This is a genomic window from Trichococcus sp. (assembly GCF_055118575.1).
In genome coordinates this window covers 35,952-45,942 of record NZ_JBSQPW010000021.1, presented here as the reverse complement: position 1 = coordinate 45,942, position 9,991 = coordinate 35,952, and the positions used below count along the sequence as shown (strand labels likewise).

At 46.1% G+C, this 9,991-nt stretch carries 9 protein-coding genes, 1 tRNA gene and 1 pseudogene; 2 read left to right on the top strand and 9 right to left on the bottom strand.

All coding sequences use genetic code 11. The annotated features are described in order from the left end of the window. The 5 genes and pseudogenes from ACTCCX_RS07440 to ACTCCX_RS07420 all read right to left on the bottom strand — a co-directional run. Window positions 1-84: pseudogene (locus ACTCCX_RS07440) on the bottom strand (IS200/IS605-like element ISCbt2 family transposase); the annotation flags it as partial. A 174-nt stretch (window positions 85-258) separates the two neighbouring features. Continuing rightward, window positions 259-331, bottom strand: a tRNA-Ala gene (locus tag ACTCCX_RS07435). Window positions 332-400: 69 nt separating this feature from the next. Continuing rightward, complete coding sequence (locus ACTCCX_RS07430; RefSeq protein ID WP_463275406.1) at window positions 401-1,183, bottom strand: Cof-type HAD-IIB family hydrolase; 783 nt, start codon at window positions 1,181-1,183, stop codon at window positions 401-403. 14 nt (window positions 1,184-1,197) lie between these two features. Beyond that, on the bottom strand, window positions 1,198-2,979 hold the full coding sequence (locus ACTCCX_RS07425) for an ABC transporter ATP-binding protein (RefSeq protein ID WP_463275405.1): 1,782 nt from the start codon (window positions 2,977-2,979) through the stop codon (window positions 1,198-1,200). Then, complete coding sequence (locus ACTCCX_RS07420; RefSeq protein ID WP_463275404.1) at window positions 2,976-4,706, bottom strand: ABC transporter ATP-binding protein; 1,731 nt, start codon at window positions 4,704-4,706, stop codon at window positions 2,976-2,978. Before ACTCCX_RS07420 ends, ACTCCX_RS07425 begins: the two co-directional genes overlap by 4 nt. 365 nt (window positions 4,707-5,071) lie before the next feature. Between ACTCCX_RS07420 and ACTCCX_RS07415 the strand changes: the two genes are divergently transcribed. Both ACTCCX_RS07415 and rnjA read left to right on the top strand, forming a co-directional pair. Then, window positions 5,072-5,290: a DNA-directed RNA polymerase subunit epsilon gene (locus ACTCCX_RS07415; RefSeq protein WP_086988577.1), complete on the top strand. Its 219-nt coding sequence runs from the start codon at window positions 5,072-5,074 to the stop codon at window positions 5,288-5,290. Further along, window positions 5,287-6,963, top strand: a complete 1,677-nt coding sequence (rnjA, locus tag ACTCCX_RS07410; RefSeq protein WP_463275403.1) for a ribonuclease J1 — start codon at window positions 5,287-5,289, stop codon at window positions 6,961-6,963. The genes ACTCCX_RS07415 and rnjA overlap by 4 nt, the downstream gene beginning before the upstream one ends. A gap of 62 nt (window positions 6,964-7,025) precedes the next feature. Here the strand turns inward: rnjA and ACTCCX_RS07405 are convergent, their stop codons facing one another. From ACTCCX_RS07405 to liaF, 4 genes are all read right to left on the bottom strand, one after another. Beyond that, a complete protein-coding gene (locus tag ACTCCX_RS07405; RefSeq protein ID WP_463275402.1) occupies window positions 7,026-7,334 on the bottom strand; it encodes a HesB/YadR/YfhF family protein in 309 nt (102 codons plus the stop codon). A gap of 99 nt (window positions 7,335-7,433) precedes the next feature. Then, the gene (locus tag ACTCCX_RS07400; protein WP_463275401.1) at window positions 7,434-8,066 is read right to left on the bottom strand and encodes a response regulator transcription factor; all 633 of its coding nucleotides are present in this window, start codon (window positions 8,064-8,066) and stop codon (window positions 7,434-7,436) included. 46 nt (window positions 8,067-8,112) lie between these two features. Further along, entirely contained in the window at window positions 8,113-9,183 is a 1,071-nt protein-coding gene (locus ACTCCX_RS07395) for a sensor histidine kinase (RefSeq protein ID WP_463275400.1), read from the bottom strand. Next, window positions 9,180-9,914 (bottom strand): cell wall-active antibiotics response protein LiaF, encoded by a 735-nt coding sequence (gene liaF / locus ACTCCX_RS07390; protein WP_463275399.1) that lies wholly within the window; start codon window positions 9,912-9,914, stop codon window positions 9,180-9,182. The genes ACTCCX_RS07395 and liaF overlap by 4 nt, the downstream gene beginning before the upstream one ends. Between the last annotated feature and the right edge of the window lie 77 nt (window positions 9,915-9,991).

Here is a 9,991-nt window from a genome sequence, read left to right as displayed (position 1 = left end):
TCGCCGATATTTTGGACACCAGACAACATGGTAGGTACAAGAATAAATGATGTTATGATTTGATTTATATTTTTTATTTTCCATATATTGATTATACAGCGATTTCCCACATAATACAACTAAGTGCACGTCTTATATCCCCATAGCTAAAGCAAGGGGCTTTACGACGCTCTTTCGGTAAACAAAAAAAACAACTCCCGGAAAGTCATATGAATCGCTTCATATCAAACTTTCTAAGAGTTGTTTTCTTTTTTTGTATGGAGACGATGGGGCTCGAACCCACGACCTCTTGACTGCCAGTCAAGCACTCTCCCAACTGAGCTACGCCCCCGAAATAACAGGGTATCCATGACGTTCAGCAAAAACGCCTTATGAATGATATGATACCCTATTTTCGCTACTATAACAAGCCTAATTTTTCAAGTGCGTAGGCAATTCCGCCTGAATTGCAATCTTTCGTGACAAATTTGGCCACTTCCTTGACGGAATCGACCGCATTCCCCATCGCAACGCCATAGCCGACGCTGGAAATGAGTTCATAATCGTTGTTTCCGTCACCGAAAGCAATGGTGTCTTCATGAGCAAAGTCAAGATGTTTCGCCATCCACAAGGCAGTTTGTGCTTTTGATCCTGGGTTCGGCAACACATCGACGCCGGCATCGTGCCAGCGCACAAATCGGAATTCCGGGAAAGCGCCGTCTTCGTAGATTGCTTTCTCCTCGTCTCTGTAGAATAAGAGTGCTTGATATAGCGGATTGTTTTGATAAAAAGACGCATCATGGTCAGGGACGTCGAATTCGATGCTGCGCATCGCTTCGGTCGCATTGATAGCGATCGACTCATGACGACGGGCCAGAGCATGCGCTGACTCATAGACAACCTGATGACCGCTTTCATCGGAAAGCTGCAGCAATTTTTCGAAAGCAGCCAGATCTAACTTGTTTTCATACTTGAGTTCATGCTTGAAGTACCCTGCCGCTCCGTTGCAGACGATGTAATTGTCCAATTGGAACGTATCGATGACCTCTTGGGCCAGGAATAGATTCCGTCCTGTCGCGATCGCGATTTCGTGCCCGATCTGCTGCAGTTGGCGCAAAGCTTGGACAGTGCTCTCAAGCGGCATCTTTTTGTCATTCAGCAATGTTCCGTCGATATCAAAGAAAATGAATTTTTTATTGTTCAAATTTTCTGTTCCCCTTATTCTGGCTCGTTTTTGAATTGACTAGTGTACAAATCATAATAAAATCCTTTTCGTTCCAATAACTCTGTGTGTTTGCCGTATTCGATTATTTCGCCTTGGTCCATGACGAGGATGATATCAGCATCGCGGATGGTGGAAAGCCGGTGTGCAATCACAAAACTCGTCCTGCCTTGCATGATGCGTTTCATCGCTTTTTGGATCAAAGCCTCAAGTCTAGTATCTACTGAACTGGTCGCTTCGTCAAGTATCAAGATTTTGGGATCTGCGATAAAAGCGCGAGCGATCGTCAGCAGTTGCTTTTGACCCAAGGAAATATTGGAGGCCTCCTGGTTTATGACCGTATCGTAGCCTGCACCTAAAGTCTGGATGAAATGATGGACATTGGCTGTAGTCGCGGCATCCACCACTTCTTCGAAAGTCGCATCCAGTTTCCCGAAACGGATATTCCCTGTGATCGTGTCCTTGTAGAGCCAAGCGTCCTGCAGCACCATGCCGAACTGGGAGCGCAAGTCAGCGCGGGTCAGTTTTTTTGTGTCGTAGCCATCTATCTTGATGGCTCCCGCATCCACTTCATAGAAGCGCATCAGCAAATTGATTATCGTGGTCTTGCCGGCGCCTGTCGGACCGATGATCGCCACTGTTTCCCCGCTTTTGACCTCGATGTTGAAATTCTTGATCAGCGTATTTTCTTTGTCATAGCTGAAGGAGACATTTTCGAAAGTGACATCTCCGCGGATTTCCTTCGGTAAGCTCGCATTTATTTCACCCTGCACTTCCTCTTCCTGATCAAGGAGATCGAAGACGCGCTGGATGGAAGAAGTGGCCGATTGGATGATGGCCGACAATTGCGTGATCGTCGAGATTGGCTGGTTCACTTGCCAGACATACTGCACCATAGCCTGAACATTGCCGATCGTCATCGTTCCAGCCATCGCTTGCAGAATCCCGAGCACTGCGATGATGATATAGGAAGCATTGGTGACGAGAGCCACAGCCGGTGACATCAACCCGGAAATGAAAGCCGCCTTGAAACCATTCTTTTTCAAAGATTCATTGATGGAATGGAATTCATCGAAAGCATCCTCTTCTTTGCCGTAAAGCTTGATGATGGAGAAGCCGGTCAGCGATTCCTGGACAAATCCGTTCAGCTGCCCGAGATATTTCGCTTGCCCACGGAAATACGGCTGCGAAAGCTGTGTAATCTTTTTCGAAAGGATACTTGCCACCGGTATCAGCACGACCATGGCGATGGCCAACTGCCAATTGATTGAGAACATCATGATGAGCGCGAAGGTGATCCCCAATACGGCATTCAGCACCTGCAAAAAGGATTGCTGCAGCGCATTGGCGATGGAATCGACATCATTCGTCACTTTGCTAAGTACGTCCCCGAATTGGTTGCGGTCAAAGTAGGCAATCGGCAGCCTGTTCAGTTTGTCGCTCAGATCCTTGCGCAGATCATGCATGGCATCCTGAACGACATCCGTCATGAACAATTGCGAATAGAGATTCGTAGCCTGGTAAAGGAGTGCCCGAACAAAATAGATGATCAGAACTTTCGTCAAATAATCGTAATTGATGCCGGCACCTTCCACGCCTTTCAGCATATCCGAAACATTTCTGCCGATTTCCGTGATGGCAAATCCAATGATGAAAGGCTCCAGTACGTTCAGTATCGTCATCGCAATGGTCAAAAAGATGGAGCCGAAAAATTTCATTTTGTAAAATTTTAGGTAATCCCATACCCGGAGCAACGTTTTTTTGTCCACTTTTTTCATGAAAGTTCCTCCTTGCTCATTTGCGAGGATGCAATAGCATAATAGATTTCGCAACTACGCAACAGTTCTTTGTGGGTACCCTGGCCCACGACCTCGCCTTCATTCAACACAATGATCTTATCTGCATGCATGATTGTGCTGACGCGTTGGGCCACAATGATGACTGTCGCTTTGCCGGTCTCCTTTTTGAGGCGTGCGCGCAAGGTCGCGTCCGTCTTGTAGTCCAATGCGGAGAAACTGTCATCGAATATGTAAATATCCGGTTTGCGGACAATCGCTCTGGCAATCGACAAACGCTGCTTCTGTCCGCCGGAAAGATTGCTTCCGCCCTCCGCCAAATGCTCATCGAAAAGCTTTGGTTTACGGGCTATAAACTCTTTGGCTTGGGAAATCTCGGACGCTTCTTCGATTTCTTTTTTCGAAGCATCCCATTTCCCGTAGCGCAGATTTTCCGAGATCGTACCGGTGAAAAGCAAGGCTTTCTGCGGGATAAACCCGATTTTCTTGCGCAAAGCTTTCAGATTATAATCGCGCACATCATGCCCATCGATCATGATGCGCCCTTTTGTGACATCATAGAAACGCGGAATCAGCTGTATCAGCGTTGATTTGCCGCTCCCCGTGCTCCCGATGAACGCGACCGTTTGGCCGGGGTCCGCCCCAAAGGAAATGTCTTTGATCACCGGTGTTTCAGTATTCCCAGGATAAGCAAAGCTAACATTTTCAAAACGCAGATAACCATGCGTCTGGGTTTCCGTGATCCCTTCCTCATTCGGAGAAATACTGCTGGTAGTGTTCAACACTTCCTGGATCCGCTTCGCAGAAACCGAAGCACGCGGATACATCATGAAGACGACCGCAAAATTCAAAAATGAGAACAAAGCATGGAAGCTGTACTCGATGAAAGCGGTCATGTCCCCCAATTGCAGACTGCCTCCCTCAATATGCTCGGAACCAAACCACATGATGGCGATGATGATCAGATTGATGACATGGGAAAATACCGGTTGGTTCCAGGCCATCAGACGGAATAGTTTTTTTGAAACCACGCTGTAGGCGTGGTTGACACTTCCAAAACGTTCCGCTTGAAAAATTTCCTGCACAAACGCCCGGATGACGCGCATGCCGGACAATGATTCCCTCAAATTCCCATTGATTTCGTCCAGGTTTTGCTGCTGTGCCTCGGATAACGGCTGCGATTTTTTGCCGATCACAATGATCATCACAAGCAGTGCCGGGAACGCCGGCAACAGGATAATCGATAGGTCCGGACTCGTGCGCGCTATCATAAAAGCACTGGCGAACATCATAATGAAGGTCATCAACCCCATACGCAACAACATCTGGGCGAATTGCATCAGAATGAAGGCGTCATTGGTGACCCGCGTCACTAATGATGAAACACCGATGCGATCATACTCTTCGTGGGAAAAAGTCTGGATATTCCGGTACATGTCGTTCCGCATATCCGCTACCATATTAGTGGTGATTTTTCCGGTTGCATAGGCGACAATGACCCTTCCCACAAACCCGATCAAAGCCAAGCCCATCATAAACGCAGTCGTCCGCAGAATGTTCTCTTTTCCACCGCCTGCAACCGTCTCGTTGATCAAACCTGCAAGCATTGTCGGCAGTCCCAACTCGACAAGCACAAAGCCGAAAGCTCCCAACACATTTAGTAAAAACAATTTGTTATACCGACTGATATAACGCCAAATTAAAGACATTTCGAAACACCTACCTTATTGGAAACGATTCTCCGGATTTCTTCAGGGCAAAAAAAAACATCCTCTTTTCCTGCCTGCCCAGTAAACCCGCTATATTCAGTCTAGACAATTACTGTGTTTAAGTCTACAAAAATATTGATAGCTATCGATAAAAAAAACAAAAGAGAATTGTCTTACTATTGGAAAGGCTTGCACCCCCGCAAAAATGAATTTGCCAGTCATTTCTATACTAACTGCCTTAATTGTGGTAAACTTACAGTACCGATTGTATGAAAAAATACAACTATTGACCAAGTTAACAAACTGAGATTGTAATTTTTAAGTACAGTACTATCAAAAACAATAAGAAAAATGGAGTGAACTATATGATATTTAAAGTAACATACCAACCAGCAAAGTTTGATGCCCCTACCAGAGAGAACACGGAATCTCTTTATGTGGAGGCATCCGATATCGTAATAGCCAGAAGATTAGTTGAACAAAATACCCCCTATAACATTGAGTTCATCCAGCCTTTGGAAGGCAACCATTTGGAATACGAACAAAAAAATCCTGATTTTAAAATCACGGAGTTTAATGTATGAAACCTAACATAAAAAACAATGAAGTCGGCGTATTTGCTCTCGGTGGTTTAGGGGAAATCGGGAAAAATATGTATGGCATCCAATTCCAGGACGAAATCATCATTCTTGATTCCGGGATCATGTTTCCGGAAGATGATCTGCTTGGCATTGATTATGTGATACCCGACTACAGTTATTTGGTACAAAACCAAACCAAAATCAAAGGCTTGTTCATTTCACACGGACACGAAGATCACATCGGTGGTGTCCCGTTTCTTTTGAAAGAATTGAATGTCCCAATCTATGCAGGCAAACTGGCGCTCGCCATGATCCGCAACAAACTGGATGAGCACGGCTTGCTCAGGGATGCTGTTCTGCACGAAATCAACGAAGATTCCGTCATCAAATTCCGTAAAACCAGCATCAGCTTCTTCGCGACAACGCACAGTATACCGGACACTATGGGGATCGTGGTCAAGACTCCTCCGGGCAATATTGTCTTCACGGGGGATTTCAAGTTCGATTTCACACCCGCGAACGGAAAACCGGCGAATATCCACAAGATGGCTAAAATCGGGGAAGAAGGCGTCCTTTTGCTTCTGAGCGACAGTACTAATGCGGAAACACCTACGTTTACGCAGTCAGAACAAATTGTGGGGCAATCCCTTAAGAACATCATCCAAAAAGTTTCAGGAAGAATCATTTTTGCTTCCTTCTCGTCCAATATCTACAGACTGCAGCAAGTCACTGAAGTTGCACTCGAAACGGGCCGAAAAATTGCCATATTTGGACGCAGCATGGAGACGAACTTCCGCACGGCCAGAGAATTGGGCTTTATCGTGGCTCCGGATGACCTGTTCATCGAGGCGCGTGAATTGAACAGTCTGCCCGCGGATAAAGTGCTCATCATGTGTACCGGCTCCCAAGGTGAACCGATGGCTGCTTTGAGCCGAATCGCCAATGGTACACACAGACAGATTTCCATCCAACCTGGCGATACTGTCATATTCTCAAGTTCACCGATTCCGGGCAACACAACCAGCGTCAACCGCGTCATCAACTTGCTTTTGGAAGCTGGGGCAGCTGTTGTTCACGGTAAAGTAAATAACGTTCACACTTCCGGACATGGTGGCCAACAAGAGCAGAAATTGATGTTGACATTGATGAAACCAAAATATTTCATGCCGGTTCATGGCGAGTACCGCATGCTGAAAATCCACACAGAATTGGCAGAATCAGTCGGCATTCCAGCCGAGAACTGTTTCATTTCCGATAACGGGGAAATCCTCGCTTTGACGGCTGATTCCGCAAGACGTGCAGGCAGCTTTACGGCAACGGATGTCTACGTGGACGGAAAAGGCATCGGCGATATCGGAAACATCGTCCTGCGCGATCGTCGCGTCCTTTCTGAAGACGGCCTTGTGGTCGTCGTACTGACTGTCGATTTCCGCAACAAAGATTTGTTGGCAGGACCGGACATCCTTTCCCGAGGATTTATCTATATGCGCGAATCAGGCGATCTGATCCACGAAGCGCAAGCAATCGTCCGTCAAGATGTCCTTTCTTTGCTAAAGGGTACCGATGCGGTCACCGAGAAGAAACTGAAGGACACCGTCACGAATGCCATTCAACCTTACCTGTATGAAAAAACGGAGCGCCGTCCTATGATTGTACCCGTCATTATGGGCGTCTGAGCCTGAAAACCTGAACGGAAAACAAAAAGAGGGTGCTGGATTAAAAATCCAGCACCCTCTTTTTATTTGTCCTCTTTATTTTGTGCGATGAAGTTATACTCCGGTTCACGCTGTTTTTCATCGAAGCCGACATGCAAATCATAGCCATTGAAGAACCAGTCATCTGCATCTTCGACGTAATATGTGATGCCATTGTATTCGGCTTTTCCGATCGGAGAGACTGGCTCATCCACGTCAAGCCCAACAGAAAATCCTTCGTGTATTTGGCTGCTGCCGTACACCTTACCAAGGAAACGGACCCCTTTTTTGCCGGAAATACCCATTTCCTGTTCAAACCATTTTTGCGCGCGTTCACTGATCTCTATTTTCATTTAGTCGCTGATCGGTTGATCAGTCTGCCCCCTCTCACTGCTATCTACCAGATTCATCTTATCATAAGGAAGCATCATTTTATAACACTTTGCTCAAAATCACTGAATCAGATGATGCTTGAAAGCATAAATAGTCGCTTGGGTCCTATCATCTACTTCCAGCTTTGTCAAAATATTGGAGACATGCGTTTTGACTGTCTTCAGTGTGATGAACAGTTGGTCGGCGATGTCCTGATTGGAATAGCCTTGCGCTATGAGCAGCAATACTTCCCGCTCTCTGGCAGTCAGCTCCTCATGCAACGGTCGGATATTTCTTTTCGAGAAGCGCTCCAGCATCTTATCGGTCACTTCTGGCTCCAACACAGACTCACCGTGGTAAGTGGAGCGGATAGCGTCGGCAATTTCATGCGCTGAAGAGGTTTTCAGCATATAACTGGACGCTCCGGCTTCCAATGCCGGATAGACCTTTTCATCATCAATGAAGCTGGTGACGATGATGATTTTTGCTTTCGGCCATTCATTCAAAATCGCTTTTGTTGCAGCGATGCCGTCCATGACTTCCATGACCAGATCCATCAAAATGATGTCCGGGCGCAAATCCAAGGCCATTTCGTAGCCGATCAAACCATTTTCCGCTTCCCCTATTACTTCGATATCATCTTGGATGGATAAATAGGCCGAATAACCCAGCCTTACCATCTCATGATCGTCGATAATCAATACACGTATCAACCCGAACCCTCCTAAAAGAAACTTTTTTTTCGAAACTTCTATCGCCCTATTCAACACTTACATTATTTGTATTCACATTTGTATTCGGAATCCGGATTTCGATCACGGTCCCTTTTTTGGGGAAACTGATTATTTTGCAGCTTCCTCCCATTCCCTGGACGCGTTCCTTGATGTTCATCAGTCCATAGCTGCCGGATTTTTCAGCCGAAGTATCGAAGCCGACGCCATCATCGTAAACGCGGAGACTGATTTCCTGCAAGGTTTGTTTCAGATACACTTCCAGATGGCTTGCCTTTGCATGCCTCAAGGTGTTCGAAAGCAGCTCCTGCACAATACGGAATAAATGATCCTCGATGCCGCTCAGTGTATGCACATCGTCGATTTCCCATTTAATCATGATTTGGACTTTCGACTTCAATTCCACCAACAACTGCTCGATCCCTTTTTTCAGGGATTTCCCTTCGAGTTTGGTTGGACGAAGATGCAGGAGCAAGGCTCGCATCTCCGACTGGGATTCGTTGATGATGCCCTCTATGAGATGCATCTGTTTCTGTATTTTTTCCGGAAAATCATCTGCCCGCTCATTGACTGCGGATAACATCATCATCGCCGCAAAGAGTTGCTGGCTGACGGAATCATGTAGTTCCCTGGCAATGCGATGCCTTTCCTGCTCGAGTATTTCTTCTTTCGTTTCGTTGCCTATCTGTTGCGGATTTGCGCTTAAATGCTGCACTTCCCGGGAAAGGCTGAGCATCTTCTTTCGGAGCATTTCGATTTCGATATGGATTGTCTTACAGTACTGGTCCAAAAAAAATAATCTGTCCTGCTTTTTGGTGAATACCTTATGCTCATAATTGCCAAGAAAAAGCCAATGCAGTTTATCCTTGATGCGGTTTTCTTGATTTTTCAAGTAAAAGTGAGTGATCCACGTCACAACGGTGGCCGCAAACAGCATTAATACGATAATATAAAGGAATGCCGGCACGTAAAAACGATCTACCTCAATCAGTTCCTGATAACTTAAATAGGGCCTCAGAGCGAATAAAACCCCGCCCACAATCACAGCAAAGACGCCGAGTATCATACTGAACAGAATCAAAACCGAGCTTCTCCTCATAGGTAAATCACCTCCAGATCACCCAGCAGGCTATTGGACACGATTTTGATCTTTCTGTTTGCCTCATCGTAGCCCTGACTGTATAATTTTACTGTTTCATTGGTCAAGCCTATTTCATCTTCGTTGAACAGAAGCTGGCCTTTGATGGATGAATGGTGGACAGCCACCCCGATTCCCAACGGCACGATAACCCTGGTCTTTCCGAACCCTTTGCGGATCAGAATGATATTTTCCTCTTTTGGCAACAACGTATTGCCCAAATCAATGATCGTATCACCCATAAATACGGTCAGATTGACATCATCCCATTCATAAACATCCGTCCCGATACTGGTGTTCCCGATCCATTTCTGACGCTTTCTGGAGCCACTCCGCAGTCCGGGTTCTTTTGTTTTGACTGTGCGGAATGCTTTTTCTTCCCAAGGAACATCCACGACAGTATCCATCCTCAGATCAGACCAGATTCCTTTCCCATTTATGCCGATAAACAGTATGAAGAGGATCAGCATCAGCCACACGGAGAATGTCGAGAGTATGCTCATGCCTACCATAAACCATCCGACCAAGCCAAGAACTTGGCGCCGTTCGCCTTTTCCGTTCCCGAATTTGATAAAAATCAGCCCGAACACAAAGACCAGCAGCAGATCCGTATCCTGCACCAATTGAAACAGGACAGCCAATCCCAAAAGCCCTTCAATGAGCATGAATAATTTTAATGCACCTTTTTTCATCCTTGGCCCCTCCTTTCTCTACGATATCCTGAAAAAATGGATATAATTACAACTGAACGCAAGTTTTATTGTCTGCT